Source organism: Streptomyces sp. NPDC048473, assembly GCF_043200155.1.
GTDB lineage: Bacteria > Actinomycetota > Actinomycetes > Streptomycetales > Streptomycetaceae > Streptomyces.
Window position 1 is genome coordinate 1 of record NZ_JBICXE010000084.1, and the last position, 16,513, is coordinate 16,513.

12 protein-coding genes and 7 pseudogenes are annotated in these 16,513 nt (G+C 69.3%); 13 read left to right on the forward strand and 6 right to left on the reverse strand.

Annotated features, from left to right (window positions below):
- Positions 1-141 precede the first annotated feature (141 nt).
- The 3 genes and pseudogenes from ACGFU7_RS45110 to ACGFU7_RS45120 form a co-directional block, all read left to right on the forward strand.
- A pseudogene (locus tag ACGFU7_RS45110) lies at positions 142-273 on the forward strand (transposase); the annotation flags it as partial.
- Positions 274-441: 168 nt separating this feature from the next.
- Positions 442-600 carry a hypothetical protein gene (locus ACGFU7_RS45115; RefSeq protein ID WP_393704345.1) on the forward strand — a complete coding sequence of 53 codons (159 nt, stop codon included), beginning with the start codon at positions 442-444 and terminating at the stop codon, positions 598-600.
- A gap of 514 nt (positions 601-1,114) precedes the next feature.
- Positions 1,115-2,292 (forward strand): annotated as a pseudogene (locus tag ACGFU7_RS45120) (carboxylesterase/lipase family protein); the annotation flags it as partial.
- Positions 2,293-2,539: 247 nt separating this feature from the next.
- On the opposite strand, the gene cynR reads toward ACGFU7_RS45120, so the two are convergent.
- Both cynR and ACGFU7_RS45130 read right to left on the reverse strand, forming a co-directional pair.
- Complete coding sequence (gene cynR, locus ACGFU7_RS45125; RefSeq protein ID WP_393704363.1) at positions 2,540-3,448, reverse strand: transcriptional regulator CynR; 909 nt, start codon at positions 3,446-3,448, stop codon at positions 2,540-2,542.
- Between the two features lie 279 nt (positions 3,449-3,727).
- Entirely contained in the window at positions 3,728-3,868 is a 141-nt protein-coding gene (locus ACGFU7_RS45130) for a hypothetical protein (protein ID WP_393704347.1), read from the reverse strand.
- Between ACGFU7_RS45130 and ACGFU7_RS45135 the strand changes: the two are divergent.
- A pseudogene (locus ACGFU7_RS45135) lies at positions 3,800-3,991 on the forward strand (IS110 family transposase); the annotation flags it as partial. The gene ACGFU7_RS45130 and the pseudogene ACGFU7_RS45135 sit on opposite strands and share 69 nt — an antisense overlap.
- 294 nt (positions 3,992-4,285) lie before the next feature.
- Here ACGFU7_RS45135 and ACGFU7_RS45140 read toward each other — a convergent pair.
- Positions 4,286-4,930, reverse strand: coding sequence for an amino acid permease (locus ACGFU7_RS45140; RefSeq protein ID WP_393704349.1), 645 nt, complete (start codon positions 4,928-4,930; stop codon positions 4,286-4,288).
- Between the two features lie 43 nt (positions 4,931-4,973).
- Between ACGFU7_RS45140 and ACGFU7_RS45145 the strand changes: the two genes are divergently transcribed.
- The 5 genes from ACGFU7_RS45145 (at position 4,974) to ACGFU7_RS45165 (ending at position 9,152) form a co-directional block, all read left to right on the forward strand.
- Positions 4,974-5,687: a GntR family transcriptional regulator gene (locus tag ACGFU7_RS45145; protein WP_393704350.1), complete on the forward strand. Its 714-nt coding sequence runs from the start codon at positions 4,974-4,976 to the stop codon at positions 5,685-5,687.
- Between the two features lie 391 nt (positions 5,688-6,078).
- Positions 6,079-6,678: a carbonic anhydrase gene (locus tag ACGFU7_RS45150; protein ID WP_393704352.1), complete on the forward strand. Its 600-nt coding sequence runs from the start codon at positions 6,079-6,081 to the stop codon at positions 6,676-6,678.
- Positions 6,679-6,743: 65 nt separating this feature from the next.
- Positions 6,744-7,214 carry a cyanase gene (gene cynS / locus ACGFU7_RS45155; RefSeq protein ID WP_393704354.1) on the forward strand — a complete coding sequence of 157 codons (471 nt, stop codon included), beginning with the start codon at positions 6,744-6,746 and terminating at the stop codon, positions 7,212-7,214.
- A 122-nt stretch (positions 7,215-7,336) separates the two neighbouring features.
- Positions 7,337-7,837 carry a nucleoside deaminase gene (locus tag ACGFU7_RS45160; protein WP_393704356.1) on the forward strand — a complete coding sequence of 167 codons (501 nt, stop codon included), beginning with the start codon at positions 7,337-7,339 and terminating at the stop codon, positions 7,835-7,837.
- A gap of 529 nt (positions 7,838-8,366) precedes the next feature.
- Positions 8,367-9,152 carry an ankyrin repeat domain-containing protein gene (locus ACGFU7_RS45165; RefSeq protein ID WP_393704358.1) on the forward strand — a complete coding sequence of 262 codons (786 nt, stop codon included), beginning with the start codon at positions 8,367-8,369 and terminating at the stop codon, positions 9,150-9,152.
- Positions 9,153-9,540: 388 nt separating this feature from the next.
- On the opposite strand, the gene ACGFU7_RS45170 is transcribed toward ACGFU7_RS45165, so the two are convergent.
- Together ACGFU7_RS45170 and ACGFU7_RS45175 are read right to left on the reverse strand one after the other, a co-directional pair.
- The gene (locus tag ACGFU7_RS45170) at positions 9,541-10,845 is read right to left on the reverse strand and encodes an amidohydrolase family protein (RefSeq protein WP_393704359.1); all 1,305 of its coding nucleotides are present in this window, start codon (positions 10,843-10,845) and stop codon (positions 9,541-9,543) included.
- 116 nt (positions 10,846-10,961) lie between these two features.
- A complete protein-coding gene (locus ACGFU7_RS45175) occupies positions 10,962-12,242 on the reverse strand; it encodes an amidohydrolase family protein (protein ID WP_393704361.1) in 1,281 nt (426 codons plus the stop codon).
- A gap of 443 nt (positions 12,243-12,685) precedes the next feature.
- Between ACGFU7_RS45175 and ACGFU7_RS45180 the strand changes: the two are divergent.
- The 3 pseudogenes from ACGFU7_RS45180 to ACGFU7_RS45190 form a co-directional block, all read left to right on the forward strand.
- Positions 12,686-13,134, forward strand: a pseudogene (locus ACGFU7_RS45180) (transposase); the annotation flags it as partial.
- Positions 13,091-13,572, forward strand: a pseudogene (locus ACGFU7_RS45185) (transposase); the annotation flags it as partial. The pseudogenes ACGFU7_RS45180 and ACGFU7_RS45185, both read left to right, overlap by 44 nt.
- A 2-nt stretch (positions 13,573-13,574) precedes the next feature.
- Positions 13,575-13,874, forward strand: a pseudogene (locus tag ACGFU7_RS45190) (Lrp/AsnC ligand binding domain-containing protein); the annotation flags it as partial.
- A 21-nt stretch (positions 13,875-13,895) separates the two neighbouring features.
- Here ACGFU7_RS45190 and ACGFU7_RS45195 read toward each other — a convergent pair.
- A complete protein-coding gene (locus ACGFU7_RS45195) occupies positions 13,896-16,106 on the reverse strand; it encodes an FUSC family protein (RefSeq protein WP_393704364.1) in 2,211 nt (736 codons plus the stop codon).
- A gap of 286 nt (positions 16,107-16,392) precedes the next feature.
- Between ACGFU7_RS45195 and ACGFU7_RS45200 the strand changes: the two are divergent.
- Positions 16,393-16,513, forward strand: a pseudogene (locus tag ACGFU7_RS45200) (AraC family transcriptional regulator); the annotation flags it as partial.

The following is a 16,513-nucleotide window of genomic DNA, read 5'->3' on the forward strand; positions in this document are numbered from 1 at the left end:
GACTGCCTGTACCAACGAGCTCCGTTGCTCTACATCAGAAACCCGTCAACACCCCTTGCGTGACCTGCGAGAACGCTAACTACCCGGCCTTGGGGTTAACCCTTGATCGTGGACACCCTGATCATTGGATCGTGAAGATCCATAGGACAGGAGTTCCCGTTCGGGCCGAAGTACTCGCCCGAGTTCCGGGCGGATGCCGTCGCGTTGTACCACGCCAGCCCGGGTGGAACGTACGCGTCTGTCGCCAAGGACGTGGGGGTCAACCACGAGACACTGCGAAATCTAGGTGCGGGACGCCGAACAGGCCACACGGCCGGGGGCGGGCGAGGCCAGTGCCGTGGAGAGGGAGAACCAGCAACTGCGGGCGCGGGTAAAGGAACTCGAGCTCGAGCGGGAGATCCCGCGGAGGGCCGCGAAGTATTTTGCGGGCGAGACCAGCTGGTGAGCCGCTTCCGGTTCGTTGACGAGCACCGTGGCGCCTTCGGCGTCAAGCGGCTGTGCCGAATACTGAAGGTCTCCCGTTCCGGCTTCTACCGGTGGATGGCCGGCGCTGAAATGCGGGCCAGCCGGGAGCGGGACGACGTCGAGCAGGCGCGATGAGCACCTCTTCGTCCTGTCCACTGGCTCTCAGCGCTCGCTCGCAGGGCTGGCAGAGATTGGTGCGGCTGCGGCAGGGGCTGCCGCAGCCAGTGACCCGGCCCGGCGGGTGCGGCTCCGGCCGTACTGCGTCCCGTCACGGGGACCGGGGCCTGCCCCGCGCGCTCCATTCCGGCAGGCTCAGTACATAAACGAGGAAGTCAGTGCCCCGCAGCACGAAAGCGGGGGGACAGCCTTACCGGGGGGCGCCACCGAAGGGCTGGGCGCCGGCCCAGTTCGCACTTTGTCAGTACCAGGTGCCCGGCTGGACGGATGCCCGGTGATCGTCGCTCTTCTCACCGGGTGGCTGGGTCGTCAGCCGACCAGTCGACCGCGACGTGTTCTGAGCGGCGGGGGGATTAACTTCGTCGATGCGTCAATCATCATGATCTTGGTGTTGGTCCTGAGGCACCGAGCGATGGAAAGCTGAGGCTCAGCCCCCACACGGCGGCCTGGCGTGCAGCGAGAGGCAGACTCCTTGGACATCTTCAAGACGAGGAACGGTTCAGTCAAAGGCCATCGGGCCGCTCCCGACGTCGTCGCCGTCCTCGGCATTCCCTATGCCGCCGCACCGTTCGGCGCCAACCGGTTCCGGGAACCACGCCCGGCACCGGCGTGGACCGGAGTGCGGAACTGCACGGACTTCGGCGCGATCGCCCCGCAGTCGGCGCAGCTGCCCGGCGCACCCGCGTGGTCCCCTGACGACGAGGACATCCTCACCGTCAATATCTGGACCCTGCCCCGGACGGCGGCTGCCTGCCTGTTCTGGTCTGGATCCACGGCGGTGCCTACACCTTCGGCTCCTCAGCCCAGCCCGACTTCGACGGCACCGCACTGACCCGTGCCGGTCTGGTCGTGGTCACCCTCAACTACCGGCTCGGCTTCGAGGGTTTCGGACACATCCCGGCTGCCGAAGGAACCTCCTACCCGGACAACCGGGGTCTGCTCGACCAAGTCGCCGCCCTGCACTGGGTTCGTGAGAACATCGCCGCCTTCGGCGGCGACCCGGGCAACGTCACGGTGGCCGGACAGTCCTCCGGGGCCGCTTCGGTGGCCTGTCTGATGGTGATGAACCGCGCCCGCGGCCTGTTCCACCGCGCCATCACCCACAGCGCCGCCAGTCCCTGCTACACACTCGAAATCGCTGCGGCGACCACCCGCGAGGTCGCCGCAGCAGCAGGCTGTCCCGCCACGCCCGACGGCCTGGCGTCCGCGACCCCGCAGGCCCCGGTCACCGCTTCCGACCAGGTGGTCGATGACTACCGGCGCGACCCCGCCTCCGGAACCCGCCACTACGACCCCTCTCTCTACGCCCCCGTCCTTGACGGCGACGTTCTGCCCACCGGCCCCCTCACAGGGATGGCCACTGGCACGGCCCGGGAAGTAGACCTGCTGGTCTGCCACACGACGGAGGAGTACTGGCTACTCGACACCGTCGGGAGCAGCGCGAAGATCACCACCGACGATCAACTGGACCTGTTCGCCCAAGACTTCGACCTCCCCGCCGGGCTGGTGCCCGGCTACCGCGCTGTGATGCCCCATGCCCCGGCGCTCGACGTATACCTCGCCGTCTTCAGTGACCTGCTGTTCGGCGAGTACAGCAACCGACTCGCCGAGGTTCATGCCCAGGCCGGTGGCCGGGCGTCGGCGACCCGCGCGTACGGTGAGCGGCACTGGAGGCTGTGCGTGCCCCGGTCCGCGACGGCTCTGGACCAGCCGGTGGGGTGCGGCTGCCCAACCTGTGGTGTCGCGGTGCGCCGGCCGCGCCGGGCGGGCGGGGGCCCTGGCGGCGATCGCCCCGTACTGGAATCCGGACTGGCCGGTGGGGTGACAGCGGTGCTATGCCAGCCTCCGGGAGCTCCTGGCCGAGGAAACTGTCCTCGCGCGCACGTGGAGTCCGGCGTCAGGCCGGCGTGTAGCCGCGTTCCTGGACCACGTCACGGGCAAGCCGGATGAAGGCGCCTGCGGCGGCGCTCTCGTAGGCGCTGTCTCTGCGCAGCAGGGTGGCGACGCGGGTGGGAAGCGGAGGGTCGATGGAAATGGGGGTGAGATGGGGGTGGTCGTCGGCGATGGCGTCGGGAAGCACGGTGGCCAGCAGGCCGGTGCGCTGCACGATCTCGGTAAGAGCCTGGATGCTGTTGGCTTCCACAGCGATCGGCGGGCTGATGTGATGCTGAGCGAAGTAGTTGTCGATGTGGCTTCGGGTGGCGAAGTCGCTGCTGAGGAGGGCGAGTTGCTGCCCGGCAAGATCGCTCACCGGCAACGGCCGCTCACCGCGCGTATCGGGACGACGCGTGGTGACGACAAGGCTGAGAGTCTCGGTGAAGAGCGCGGTTGCGACGACCCCGGGCAGATGGGTTCCCTCGAATGCGATGCCGAGGTCCAGTTCGTCGGCCAGAAGGCCCGCTTCGATGCGGTCCTGCGTCATCTCCCGCACCTCCAGTGTGACGCCGGGGTGGCGGGTGTGAAGCTCCTGCGCGAGAGGGCCGATGAGATAGGCGGTGAAGGTCGGCGTCATCGCCAGGCGCAGATGCCCGCGGGAGAGGTCAGCCACGTCGAGGACAGCACGGTCCGCCGCTGCCAGCTCCCGGAGGGCGCGCTGCGCATAGCGCACGTAGACCTCGCCGGCATCGGTCGGGCGGACGCTGCGGCCACTGCGGTCGAGCAGTTGAACGCCGACAACTCTCTCCAACTGCTTGATCTGTTGCGACAGCGTCGGCTGCGAGATGCGCAGTTCATCGGCGGCGCGCGTGAAATTGCCGTGCTCGGCCACCGCGATCAGATAGCGGAGGTGGCGTAGTTCCGGACCCATGCTTGGAGTATAGAGCGGGTCAATCACCACTCCCGCTAATGCGCTCCTTCACCTATGGGCTTCTGCCTCGGGAGAGCCCGGTGTCCGCTGCCCCGGTGTGTATGTGTGGTCCTGCGAGAGGGCCACCGGCCCCCGGCATGGCTGTTGCCCACTGTCGCAGCGAAGACCTGAAGGTGGTGTCACCGGGCTCGGATGGTGCCGTTGGCGATGCTGGTGAGGGGTCTGGCTACCGCCCGGCCGGGCGCAATGCCCCGGCCGTCCGAGGGCAGCAGGTCTGCCTCACGTGGGTGCGCGTGTACGGCGCCGATGACCGGTCCAGCACAGCACGAGCCCGGAATTCGGGAAGTTGAGTTGTACGACACCGACGACGTAGGTGTCCTTCTCGGTCTGAACATCAGCAAGGCCGCTCATCGCGGCCATGGGCTCACTCCGGCCGGCAAGAAGGTCTTCGACGAGCGGCTGCCCGACAGCGAACCGGAACTTCGGGCCGTCTTCGGCACATTGGCCGCGATGTTCGGCACCGTCCCGATCGTCGTGGACCAGGACGGGCACCGGCGGAGCCGATGGTCACGGGGCCGGTCCGTTCGATCTGCCGCGATGGTCAAGCGCCGTACAGCGGGTGATGGTGGTTCCGGCTGCGTTGCCGCGCGGCAACGCAGCCGGAACCCAGGTGTTTCGGCTCCGCCCACGGCAACCTGGGCCCGTCTCCTCGCGGAACCTGCGCCGACCGGTTCGGCTGACGCGGATCACCTGGTACTCAGGAGCAAGCCGGCGAGGCGTGGGCAGAGGCGCCTGACAACGCGGCAAGGCCGACCCGGCTGCCAAGCGGTCCAGGCTTCAGTCCTTTTCCACGTCGGCCGTGGTCAGCGATGCGTAGCGCTGGGGATCATCGCGGCGGATACGCAGCGCGACATACAGACCGGCCACAAGGACCAGGGGCAGCGGCGCCAGCAGCACGACGTTCACAAGCCCTGTCTCACCGGTCAGCAGGTCGAAGTGGAAGACGGCCAGGACGGTCAGCAGGGCGAGTCCGGCGAACGAGACAAGCGGTGCCCAGACCACGCGGGCCGCGGACATGCCGCGCCGGTCGTGGCGGAAGAAGGCCCAGACCGCAAGTGCGGCCATGGCCTGCATGAGCATGATGCCCAGGACTGCGGTGCTGTTTGTCCACAGGAAGACCACGGTATGGGGGTCGGCGGCCAGTACGGCACCTGCCAGGACGAGCAGCAGGTTGAAGGCGGTCTGGGCAATCACCGCCCCACCTGGAGATCCGTGCCGCGCAGAGACCTCGCCCAGGTGTCGGGGCAGGAGTCCTTCACGGCCGAGCGCGTAGAGGTAACGGGCGGCGGCGTTGTGGAAGGCGAGGGTGGCGGCGAAGGCGCTGACGATGATGAGCGCGTGCATGGTGTCGGCCAGCCACGCACCGACGTACAGCTCCCCCGCCTTGAAGGTGAGATCGGGGCCGGCTGCGACACGGGCCATCGCCACGGCCTTGTCCGTGCCGACGCCATATGGAGCCGAACCCATGACCACCCGCCGCTCTGACCGTCGCGCCTCGATCGGCGACACCCACCAGTCCCTGCGGGACCGGGTGTATGTGGAGCTGCGTGAGCGGATCATCGAGGGCGAGTACCCGGCGGGACATCGCCTGGTGGAGCGGGAACTCGCCGAGGAGCTCGGGGTGTCCCGGATCCCGCTGCGGGAGGCGATGCAGCAGCTGGAGTCGGAGGGATTCCTCATCACGCAGCCCCGGCGCGGCTCGTTGGTCGCCGGCCTCGGGACGGACGACGCCGAGCACCTCTTCGACGTACGCGAAAAGCTGGAGGGCCTCGCGGCCGGCCTGGCCGCCCGCCGCGCCACCGACGCCCAGCTGCGAAACATGGAGCGTCTGTTGCTCCTCAGCCGCAAAGCCGCCGAAGCGGGTCGGCTGCGCGAGGTGGTCACCCACAATGCCGACTTCCACCAGCAGATCGTCGAAGCCTCCGGCAACCCTCTGCTGCAGGACCTGATGGGCCCCCTCGACTCGCGCTTGCGGCGCCTGTTCCGCCTCACCTCCGCCCTGAACGACGGCGACCCCATATGCGGCGAACACGAGCGGCTCCACGAAGCCATCCGCGACCACGACGAGCTGAAGGCGGAAGAGCTGGCCCGCGCGCACGTGGCGGGCACGCGCGCCTCCGCAATGCGCTATCTGGCCGCCGGCACCACCGAGAACCGGGACAGTTCGACGCCGTCCTGACCAGCGCTCTCTGCGACAGGGAAGCCTGCGCACTCGTGGTCGTCCACGCCGCGGCCTGCCGGGCACCGCCGTCACGCATCCGGGCTGCCATCCGGTTCGCGCGCCGCTCCTGCCGCGTTGCCTGCACGGCGGCCAGAAGGACTCTCCGGCGCGGAGCGGCAGCACATGCCGCAGCCTTCGCGGTTCGAGCCGGTCACGGCCCCGGGCGACTCACGGCCCCCGAACGACCCCGCATCCAATATCGGATCCCCCTGGCAGGACCCCTCCCGCAGCGAACTATAGATGTGATCAATCAAAGTTATGGATATCAAGACTTGGACACTATAGGGGCCGCTCATGCATGGTGAACTTCGTCAGCCCGTCGGGCCGGCAACCACCGAAGGGAGTGACTGTGCACGACCTCACAGACGGCCCCGCACGTTTCCGCCGCGATGTCTTTCCTGCCAAGGCGAGGCTGTTCGCCCGTCTGGCCATGACACACCGGCCGAAGACGCTGTTCATCGGCTGTTCCGATGCCCGGGTCGTACCCGAGCTGATCACGCAGAGCGAACCGGGTGAGTTGTTCGTCGTCCGAACCGCGGGAAATCTGGTCCCGGCCTACGCCTCGGGACCGGACGGTGTCGCAGCAAGCATCGAGTACGCCGTCGCCGTACTGGGCGTGAACGACATCGTCGTCTGCGGTCACTCCGCGTGCGGAGCCATGACCGCCCTGGCCGAGGAGCACGACCTCAGCGCCACGCCGGTGATCGCCGGCTGGCTGCGGCACGCGGACGCCGCGACCGCCCGCGCCGCTGCCGTCCCCGCCGCACCGGGCACGCCCGAAGTCGCCACCCTGGTACGGGCCAACGTCCTCGCGCAGCTGCAGAACCTGGCCACCCACCCGTCAGTGGCTCGCGCCGTGGCCGACCGGTCACTCACCCTGCGCGGCTGGGTATTCGACATCGCAACCGGAGCCATCGAGACGATCGGCGACGCCGCGGCCGCGGCATGACCCACCACCCCACCGAACTCGCCGGCCGCTCCTCAAGGCCGGTACCGCAGAAAGGAATCCCTCTCATGACACACGCCCAGTTCGACCCCACCGCGCGCCAGATCCTCGCCGCCACCGCCGTCGACGCCAAGACCCGCAAGGACCTGACCTGGCAGCAGATCGCCGATGCCGCAGGCCTGTCGGTCGCCTTCGTCACCGCGGCGGTGCTCGGCCAGCACGCTCTGCCGGAGAAGGCCGCCGACGCCGTCGCGGAGCTGCTGGGCCTGGATGCCGACGCGGTGTTGCTGCTGCAGACGATCCCGACCCGTGGATCGGTCCCCGGCGGATTTCCGACCGACCCGACCATCTACCGGTTCTACGAGATGCTCCAGGTCTACGGCACCACTCTCAAGGCCCTTGTCCACGAGCAGTTCGGGGACGGCATCATCAGCGCGATCAACTTCAAGCTGGATGTGAAGAAAGTCGCCGATCCGGAGGGCGGCGAGCGCGCCGTCATCACGCTTGACGGCAAGTACCTTCCGACCAAGCCCTTCTGACTGTCCGTCCATTGATCGCGGCGGGCTGGAACGCGACACGGTTCCCTCCAGCCCGCCCCCTCTCTCTTCCCCCGGGACACCGCCTGCCCACCAGGCGCCCCCTTTCCACCGGAGGCCTCCGCATGGACTTCGCCCAGCGCACCATCGACATCGCCCGCCAGAACGTCGAAGAGGGCGGGCGCCCCTTCGCCACCGTCATCGTCAAGGACGGCGAGATCCTCGCCGAAAGCCCCAACAAGGTCGCCCAGACCTCCGACCCCACCGCACACGCCGAGATCCTCGCCATCCGTGAGGCCTGCAGGAAGCTCGGCACGGAGCACCTGGTCGGCGCCACCATCTATGTGCTCGCCCACCCCTGCCCCATGTGCCTGGGTTCGCTGTACTACTGCTCCCCCGACGAGGTTGTCTTCCTCACCACGCGCGATGCTTACGAGCCGCACTACGTGGACGACCGCAAGTATTTCGAACTCGACACCTTCTACAGTGAGTTCGCCAAGGACTACACCGAGCGCCGCCTGCCGATGCGCCACGAGCCGCGCGACGCGGCCGTCGAGGTCTACCGGCTGTGGCAGAAGCACAACGGCGGCAATCGACGTGTCACCGGGGCACCGACCGCCGCTTAGGACGCGACGGGCCGCACGCGCAGCGCAGTAGCCCGTCTCCGTTCACGTTCCGGCGCTGTGGCCGCTTCGGCGTCCGCGGCGCCCGAGCGTCCTCCGCTCCCTTTCCCGTTCCTGCGCCCCGGCCCACCGGCCGTCGTCGCGTCCCTCCCCGTCCCAGCGCCTCGACGCCGCCGTCCGAGCCCTCCGCCCCCGCCGGACAGCCGACCGCGCAGTCCGGCACGGTGCCGCCGGCCCGCGTCCGCGTCCCGGCCAGGGCCGGCAGCCCAGGCACCGTGACACGGCCGCGCCGCACGCCCGCCGATGATGCCTCCGTCCGGCCTGCGGACGCGGCACATCAACCGTTCGGCCGACACGACAGTCCACCGCACTGCTCCCCTCACCGAGCCACTTCACCCACCGCGGCGCCCGTGCGCGACGTGAGAGTGGATGGTGCAGATCACCTGCTTGCGCCCGGCGTCCCGCGGCGCTGCCGCTTCCCGCCCGTCGAAGGGCTCGGGAACCGGCGGCCATTCGGGCCGAAAGAGGACAGATGACACCTGTACGACGCTCCACCATCCTGTTCACGGCACTGGCGGGCGTGCTCGCAGTCACGACCGCATGCGCCACACAGTCCGGCAGCGACAGCAGCGCCCAGCAGCGTTCCACCCTTGCCAAGGGCGGTACCCCCTCACCCGCGAAGTCTCCGGCACATTCGCCTTCCACGGCGCACTCCCCCGCAGAACCGGCCACCGGTCCGGACCTCCTCGAAGCGGCACGCTCCGGTGACACAGACGCCGTGCGCGAGGCCCTCCGACGCGGCGCCGACGTGGAAACCCGCGACGAGAACCGCCGGACCCCGCTCCTGCTGGCGGTCACCGGCAATCACGTGAAGGCGGCCGAGACCCTCATCAAGGCCGGAGCAGACCCTGACGCGCTCGACCAGCAGCACGACACGCCGTGGCTGGTGACCGGAGTGACCGGCAGCGCCACCATGGCCCGGACCTTGGCCGCCGCCCACCCCGACTACACCGTCGTCAACCGATACGGCGGCACCTCCCTCATCCCCGCATCGGAACGAGGCCACGCCGAATACGTACGGGAGGTCACCAACAACCCGGAGATCGACATCGATATCAACCACGTGAACAACCTCGGCTGGACCGCGCTCCTGGAGGCCGTCATCCTCGGCAACGGCGGCCAGGACCACCAGGAAGTCGTCAAGCTGCTCCTCGACGCAGGAGCCGACCGCTCCATCACCGACAGGAACGGTGTCAGCCCACTCCAGCACGCCCGGCGACACGGCTACACCGAGATCGCGCGACTGCTGCGTCGGTGAGAACGCCGACAAACCGCCGCAGGATTCTGTGGCACCCGCTCGCGTGCCTTCTGCCCGTACCGGTCCGGCCTGCGCACCTGCCCGCCAAGGTCTGAGACCTCCTCGGGCGCGGCGATGGCGGGCCTGTGGGCCGCGAGGCGTGCTTCCTCGGCTGCGCGCACCCTGACGACCTGGCGCAAGAACTCGCTCCGCGGCATGACGGCACGTACCGGCTGTCCTCTCGCCTGTCCAGCCGGTGCCTGCCGTCACGTACGCCGTCCTGCGCCTTCCACATCTGCGCCGGCATCCACGAGTCGCTGAGTCTTCCCGCCTGCACCGGGCATCCCGTCACGTTGTGCGCGTACCGATCTGACGGGTCGCTACCGGGGCGGAAACGCAGAACGGCCCGTTACGCCAGTGCGCCGTCCCGGGCCACCACCCGCCCGCCGTGCACCACCATGTCGCGCGTCGGCATGTCCACCACGACCTGCGGCAGGCATTCGGCGCGCATCAGGACGAAGTCGGCCGGGGAGCCCGGGGAGAGGTCGGCACGGGGCAGTCGCATGACGTCGGCACCACCGTGCGCGCCCACCTCGTAACAGGCCGCCAGTTCCTTGTCGAGGCGCACGTCCGTGACCCAGCCGAGCAGGTGTGCCCGGTGCAGCATGTCCGCGTTTCCGAACGGGCTCCAGGAGTCGCGTACTCCGTCCGAGCCGAGCCCGACCCGCACGCCGTGCTCCCGCAGCTTCGCGATCGGCAGGACGAGCGACTCGTTGGGCGCCACTGTGGTCAGGGAGATGTCCAGGCTGCCCAGCTCCTCCGCCATCTTCGCCAGTTCGGTGTCGGAGAGACCGGGCAGACAGAAGACGTGGCTGACGGTCACCTTGCCCTGGAGGGACAGGGCCCGGGTGCGGTCGATGATGCCGCGCAGCACCGTCAGGCCCGTCTCGCCCCGGTCGTGCAGATGGATGTCCACGCCGACGCCGTACCGGTCCGCGAGGTCGAAGACGAGGTCCAACTGCTCATCCAGGGCCTGGTCGAAGCTGATCGGATCGATCCCCCCGATCATGTCCACGAGCCCGCTGCGAGCCGCCTCCGTCAGCAGTGCCGCCGTGCCGGGAGCGCGGACGACGCCGTGCTGCGGGAAGGCCACGATCTGCACGTCAAGCGCGTGCTCGAGCCGTTCGCGTGCCTGCGCGACGCCTTCCACGCAGGTGAGACCGTAGGCCGGAGCTATGTCGGCGTGGGCACGCATGGCCCGCGTCCCGCGGGTCACGGCGTGCGCCATGAGCCCGTGGGCCCGCTCGGCCACCGGCCGGCGCTGACTGCGGAACAGCTCCACGTCCTGGGCGGCGAAGTCGGCGATGCTGTTCGCCGGTCGGCGCGAAACCCATGGACCGCCCCACGTCGTCTTGTCGGGGTGGATGTGGGCGTCCACGAGGGACGGCAGGGCGATTCGGCCGCCGCCGTCGATCACCTTGGCGCCTCGGGGGGCCCGGGCGCGGGTGATCAGGCCGTCGACGACGGTGAGATCCACGGGGTTCGTCGCGCCGAAGGGGCGCACATCACGGAAGATCACTGCGTTGCCGGGCCGGCTCCGGGAGTCGGCCCGGGCCGAGGGTGTGGCTGCGGACAGTGCGACACCGGTGCCCGCCAGGGAGGCGGCGCCGGCGAGGACACCACGCCGGGACAGCGGAGAGGGAGGGGGCGTCATGGGGACTCCTTCGACTGAGCAGAAAGGACGGGGACAGGTGTCGCGGCAGGCCATGAGCGACGGCCGTTCGGCAGCAGCACAAGGGCTTCAGATCCGCAAACGAAGAACCGGCACGACTAGAGCGCCCTGCCCGCGCGCACCACGCGAAGGGGTGTCTTGAGCACGGACACGTCGGCGAGCGGGTCGCCGTCCACCAGGATCAGATCTCCTGAGAAGCCGCGCGCGAGACGGCCCGCCGTCTCCTGGAGTCCGAGGAGCCGGGCTGCTCCGGTCGTGGCGGTGCGGATCGCGTCGAGCGCCGAAAGGCCTGCCGCACGCATCAACTCCACCTCGCGTCCGATGGGTTCGATCTCACCGCCGGAGGAGTCGGTGCCCGCCGCCAGCGGGACGCCCAGCAGGTGCGCCGCCCTCACCGCCTCCTTCAGAATGGGCAGGTAGGTGCGTCCGCGTTCGGCGAGTACCGGGTTCGGTGAGTCGGCGAGCCCGGCGATGGCGGTCAGTGTCGGTGTGAAGCAGGTACCTCTGCGCCGCATGTCGTGCAGCGTCCGCTCGCTCACGAACACCCCGTGTTCCAGGGAGCGGATGCCTGCCCGGACCGCGTCGTCGCAGCCACGCTCGCTGTAGCTGTGGCACAGCACGCCCTTGCCGCCGCGCCGCGCCGCCCGCACTACCTCGGAGAGTTGCTCGTACGAGTAGACCTGTGCCAGTGGGTCCTGCTCCGGCAGGCCGGCGCGCTCGTTGACCCGTGTCTTGATCACGTCGGTGCCGCGGGCGAGATTGACCCCGACGACGCGGCGCAGTGCCTCGGCAGAACGTACCCCGTCCTTCAGGCGTGCCAGCGGCGTGAGGTCCGGGTCGGCCAGGATGGTGTCGCCCAGGTCGGGCGTGACGAACACACCCGCGGCCCGCAGCCGAGGAGCCAGCTCCGGGGCCTGGCGGGCCAGCTCCCTCACGGCAAGATCCTGGTAGAAGTTCGTGGAACCGCTGCGAGCGCTGGTGGCACCCTTGCGGACCGCTTCACGCGCCTCGGCGGCGGTGTTGAGGTGGATGTGCGCGTCCACGAGGCCCGGCAGCACCCAGCGGCCGTGCGCGTCGAGGCGGGGCACGTCGTCGGGGACCTCGACCCGTGCCCGCGCCCCGGCCGTGCGTACCCGGCCGTCACGTATCACGACGACCGCGTCCTCTGTGACCTCACCGGTCGCCGGATCGAGCAGTGTGCCGCCCTCGACGACCAGGTCACCCGCAGGCGCGGCGGTCCTCCCCGGAGCGCGCCCGTGCGCCGCCGCGGACGGCGCTGCCGACAGGGCCGCGGCGGTACCCGCCAGAGCGGCGGCCCCGGCCAGGACGCCGCGACGGGTGACACGACCGGGCGGGGGCGGGGCGGAATCGACACACATGGCGGGCTCCTCGACGCTAGATGTCCAACGGGGGCTAATTGGTATACCAAAAATGGGTACGGAACAAGACCTCACGCATTCGTCGCCTGCCAATGCTCGAAACGCAGCCGCTAAGCACCGTTCACCGCACAGCTTTTGGTATACAGATTTAGTACGAGACACTGCTCACCTCGTACCGCAGCCCGGGTGCAGGAACGCTCGAACGCCACCGTCGAAGGGCCGCTGCCGAACTGTCGGCGCCGCGCGGCGATAGACGCCGCCGATGGCTGCGATGGCTGACATCTCTTGGACGCCTCAGGCCACGGCCTGGCACGGTGGGTGCCGTGAGATCTCCCCCTGACGGCGAAGGTGATCCCGTACACGCAAGGAGCGAGTCTTGTCATCTGCCGAACTGACCGGCGTGGAACACCAGCACCTGGAGCGGGCCGGGCCGCGTGAACGCCCTGGACTTCTCCCGGGCTGCGGTCGATAGCTCCCGCATCCGGGCGTTAAAGGGGGATCTAAGACTGGACGAAGCCCCGTCGACCGGGGCAGAAGCGGCAGCAAGCACCCTCTCATCACCGACGCCACCGGCACCCCGCTCGCAGCCACCTTGACCGGCGGCAACGGCAACGACGTCACGCAGCTCATCCCGCTGCTGGAGGCGGTGCCCGCCGTGCGGGGCAAGCGCGGCCGGCCCGGGCGCCGCCCGGATGTGGTGCTGGGTGACCGTGGCTACGATCACGACAAGTACCGCCGACTCGTCCGGGAACTCGGCGTGAAGCCCGTGATCGCCCGCCGGGGCACCGAGCACGGCTCCGGACTGGGCACCCAACGTTGGGTCGTGGAGCGTGCCTTCGCCCATCTGCAAGGAGTCCACCGACCCGGACTTCGACGCCAAGCTGGACCAGATCGCGTACGCACTTCACCAGCGGCCCGACGCCACCTTCGCCTTCGATGAGTTCGGCCTGCTCGGTATTCGTCCGACCGCCGTTCCTGCTGGGCCGAGAAAGGCAAGCCCAACCGGTTGCCGGCGACCTTCCACCGCACCACGTACTTCCACGGCTGCTACTCGGTCGGCGACGACACCCTCTGGGGCGTCAACCGGCGACGCAAGGGCAGCGGTCCGACCCGGGCCGCGCTCAAGAGCATCCGTGCGGCGCGTCCGGACGGCGCCCCGATCCACGTGATCCTGGGCAACCTGCCGGCCCACAAGAACTGGCGCATCCTGCGCTGGGCGGAGAACAAGAAGGTAAAACTGTGTTTCACCCCGACGAACGCCTCCTGGGCGAACCCCATCGAGGCACACTTCGGCCCGTTGCAGCCGATCACCCTGACCAACCCCCACCACCTCAGGCGGTCGGAGTGACCGACCCGATGGGCATGGGCGGACAGTCGATGGCACTGCTCGGTGTCGCCGTGGACGGCGATCCGCGAGCGGTCGCCGACAATCTGGCCGAGCGGGCCGAGGTGGTCAACTCGGTGCCCACCTCCGGCGGCGTCGACCTGTCCGCCGAGGTGGTCTGCCCGGGCCCCAGAGACATGCTGGATTTCGTCAACGACGTGGTCCGCCCCATCGAAGGGGTCCGACAGGTCCGGTCGTTCACGTACTTCGGGATCCACACACACCGGTTTCCGTGGAACGAGGGCTGAACGCCGCGACGCCGGCCCCGGCTACGCGCCCCCGCCCCCGCCCCCGCCCCGAGACGACACCCGGTCGGGTGTCGCGACAGACGCCCCGAGGGGGCGGGCCAGACCGATCAACCCTTCGTCCAGGCGCTGCAGATGCCGCAGGACACGGTCCGTGACACGGTCGTGCCGGGGGGAGCCGGGCTTGTCCGTCTCCAGCATGGAGGCCAGACTCGCGCCGGTCTCCACCACGCCGTCGCTGTCGTCGTCCTCGACACGCGCGACGAGGACGTCGATGTTGTGGGCGATGCGGCGGCCTGCCCCCTTCAGGAGCGGGTCCGCGGCGACGCTCTTGCTGTTCGGGAGGAGTTCGGCCGTCGCCGCCAGCGAACGCGCGTGGTAGGCGCACGTCTCCAGCAGTGCCACGACGTAGCGAGCGGTGTGGCGGCGGGTCCGCAGTGGGGTGATCGGGTGGGTCAACGGCTGCGTGGAGGACCGCAGATCCTCCAGTGCCGTATCAAGCTCCCTGGCCATGTCCAGCAGATCGAGCGCGGGCCCGCCGCTCAGCTGCTCCACCGCGGCATCCGTGACGTCACCGAGCCGGGTCAGCACCGTGCCGAGGAGTTCATCGGTACGGCGATCGGTGTGCACCGGCAGGATCACGGCCGCCGCGATCACGCCGCAGGCGGCGCCGAGCGCGGTCTCCTCGATGCGCAGGACGAGCACCGCGGAGCTGTAGGTGTTGAGCAGGGTGTACAGCAGCCCCAGTGCCGCCGTGACGAAGAAGGACATCAGGGCGTACGACAGCGGTGCGGTGAAGAACATGGCGAAGATGAACAGCAGCACGAGTGCGAACGCCGTCCAGGTGTGGTGGCCCACCAGGCCCGCCAGGCCGACACCGGCGACGACGCCGAGAACCGTGCCCAGCAGCCGACGGTAGCCCTTGACCAGGATCTCCCCGGTGGACGCCGTGTTCAGGAAGACGACCCAGCAGGTCAGCACCGCCCAGTACCAGCGCTGACTGGAGAGGAACTCCCCGCCCACGATGGCCAGCGCGGAACCCACCGACACCTGGACCGCGGCACGGGTCGTGGGACGCTCCAGTCCCTTGCGGACATTCTCGACAGGCTCGGTCTCCTCGGCCTGCGCGATGGCGACGTCCTCGGCGTCCAGTTCCTCGCGAGAACGCGTCGTCGCAGGTGTGTCGTCGGACTCGTCCTGGGGCCCGTCGAGGGCCAGCCGCAGGCCCATGACAGCGCGCGCGGCCTCCCCGATGCCGCGGAAGACGTCCTGGACGGGGGCCGAGGCGCGCGGCAGATTCTCCTCGTCCCGATAGCCGATCAGCCGGTTGCGCAGGTGGGCCACCGCGGCGCCGCGATTGTTCGAGGCCGGGCGGGCGACGAGCAGGCGCAACGCGTTGAGATCACGGCGCAGCGTCGCGGTGATGTCGTCCTGTGTCCGCAGCTGGTTGCCGGGCGTCGGCACGGGCGCGTGCGGCAGATGAAGCGTGAGCGTATCGGCGCGTTCGGAGCTGCGCGCGGTGAGGATGAGTACGCCGAGCCGCTCGGCGGCGATCTCGGCGTCGGCGATGCGGCGCTGGACGAGCAAGGCGGTGGCGCTGTCGCTGGTGCCCTCCTCCAGCCGCCCCTGGATCATCATCGCGCTCTGGTGAAGGCGCGCGGTGTGCCGGCGTACGTCCTCCAGCGCCTTCTCGACGTGGTCCGGCCCGGCATCGAGCAACTCGATCTGGGCGGAAACCAATTGGGCGAGGCGAGCACGGAAGGCCTCGCGCAGTCGCAGCAGAATGCGTTCGGGCGTCTCGACGACCACGCCGAACCGCACGACCGCGCTGCAGACGAACGCGACGATCAGCGTTCCGCACAGGCCCGGCAGCGCGGAGACAGAGGCTCTGACGAACAGGGACACAAAGTAGATCTGAAACCCGATGAGTCCCAGGGCCGTACCGCGATCACCGAACCGGCGGCTGTAGACCGCGGCGAAGATCAAGGCGAGGAAGAAGAGATCGCCCGCTACGACCTCGGTGCTCAACAGCGCTCCCAGTGACATCGCCACGAGCGCCACGGGCAGGCCGAGCGCGAGCGTGATGGCCTGTTCGCGCCGCTGCTTCTCCTTGATGGCGAAGGTCGCGACCATGGCCGCGATGGCACCGGCCACCATGTGGCTCACATCGGCCTTGAGCAGCGCCAGGACGGCGAGCGTGAGCGCGATGGCGCCGACTGTCCGCAGGCCGGCCATCAGCCGCAACAGTCCGGGGTCGGAAGCCGAGAACCGGTCCCAGATCCTCGTCCGGCTCGCCCGTGTCACTGTCCTCACGCTGCCGCTTTCCCTGCTCGCCGCCATAAACCGGAAGTTCCAGCATGGCACGCGTCAACGCCCCGCCCTTCCCTGACCCCGCCGTCCCGCGGGAGTGATCAAGCGGTTGTGTGTGATCAGGTGGACGTCCAGGCCGGCAGGCACCTCTTTGTCGAACTTCATGAGGAACTTCTTGAACTTCTCGGCCCGATGCCTGCGGTGCAGGGAGCCGCCGGTGGACGGCCCCGACCTCACCGATTGCGTCCTGCGCAGACGCGTCGGGCAACTGCACACAGCCCTCGCCAACCGGGGCGACGAGTTCGAGGCGGAGAGCCGCCTGGCCCTCATCG

Coding starts and splice junctions, on each gene's coding strand:
- ACGFU7_RS45165 (WP_393704358.1), top strand. CDS start 8,367: ATGACACCTGTACGACGCTCCACCATCCTGTTCACGGCACTGGCGGGC.
- ACGFU7_RS45195 (WP_393704364.1), bottom strand. CDS start 16,106: ATGGCCGGCCTGCGGACAGTCGGCGCCATCGCGCTCACGCTCGCCGTC.
- cynR (WP_393704363.1), bottom strand. CDS start 3,448: ATGGGTCCGGAACTACGCCACCTCCGCTATCTGATCGCGGTGGCCGAG.
- ACGFU7_RS45130 (WP_393704347.1), bottom strand. CDS start 3,868: ATGGCCGCGATGAGCGGCCTTGCTGATGTTCAGACCGAGAAGGACACC.
- ACGFU7_RS45170 (WP_393704359.1), bottom strand. CDS start 10,845: ATGACGCCCCCTCCCTCTCCGCTGTCCCGGCGTGGTGTCCTCGCCGGC.
- ACGFU7_RS45160 (WP_393704356.1), top strand. CDS start 7,337: ATGGACTTCGCCCAGCGCACCATCGACATCGCCCGCCAGAACGTCGAA.
- ACGFU7_RS45175 (WP_393704361.1), bottom strand. CDS start 12,242: ATGTGTGTCGATTCCGCCCCGCCCCCGCCCGGTCGTGTCACCCGTCGC.
- ACGFU7_RS45145 (WP_393704350.1), top strand. CDS start 4,974: ATGACCACCCGCCGCTCTGACCGTCGCGCCTCGATCGGCGACACCCAC.
- cynS (WP_393704354.1), top strand. CDS start 6,744: ATGACACACGCCCAGTTCGACCCCACCGCGCGCCAGATCCTCGCCGCC.
- ACGFU7_RS45140 (WP_393704349.1), bottom strand. CDS start 4,930: ATGGCCCGTGTCGCAGCCGGCCCCGATCTCACCTTCAAGGCGGGGGAG.